This window comes from Flagellimonas olearia (assembly GCF_009184425.1).
GTDB classification, from domain to species: domain Bacteria; phylum Bacteroidota; class Bacteroidia; order Flavobacteriales; family Flavobacteriaceae; genus Flagellimonas; species Flagellimonas olearia.
The window spans coordinates 1-673 of record NZ_WELG01000023.1 but is presented as its reverse complement, the minus strand read 5'-3'; the positions used below and the strand labels follow the sequence as shown (position 1 = coordinate 673).

1 protein-coding gene is annotated in these 673 nt (G+C 46.5%); it reads right to left on the bottom strand.

Going from position 1 to position 673, the window contains the following annotated elements; genetic code table 11:
- The coding region (locus F8C76_RS19855) for an integrase catalytic domain-containing protein (RefSeq protein ID WP_249042463.1) at positions 1–467 on the bottom strand (467 nt) is incomplete at its 3' end.
- Positions 468–673: the final 206 nt, after the last annotated feature.

Sequence of the window (673 nt, the reverse complement as noted above, 5' to 3'; positions counted from 1 at the left end):
AATGGCACGACAGCTTCACATCCATAGACCAAGGAGAAGGGTGTGCTATGGGTCGGTCCTCGAACGGTGGTTCGATAAGACCACAAAGCTTCAGACAGTTTGTCGCTCCAGTCCCTTTTGTGATTAGAGACCATTTTCTTGAGGATTTTGCAGAGTGTCTTATTGAAGGCTTCTGCTAATCCGTTTGCTGCCGGATTGTATGGAGTCGAAGGACAGCTTTGGATTTTATATTTGTCGCAGAACCTGTAGAATCGATGATCCCGGAATTGTGGTCCGTTATCATGGACGAATCTTTTGGGTATACCAAAACGACAAATGATGTTGGTGCGTAAGAACTGAAGAACTGATGAGGTCTTCATTTCGTTGAACGCAAATGCTTCTGACCACTTGGAGAAATAATCCGTAGCGGCGAAGATGAAGCGATGACCTTTGCTTGAAGGGGGAGAAATAGGACCTATGATGTCCATACCCCATGCTTCAAAAGGCCATGAGATCGCTGTAGGATGCAGCCATTCTGGAGGCATGTGAATGTAGTCTCCGTGAACTTGGCATTGTTGGCAGCACTTAGCAAATTGCATTGCGTCAGCTACCATGGTAGGCCAGTAGTAACCTAACCTTTTGATCTGATTGTAGAGCTTGGGACCAGCCTGATGAGCTCCACAAAGACCAGCAT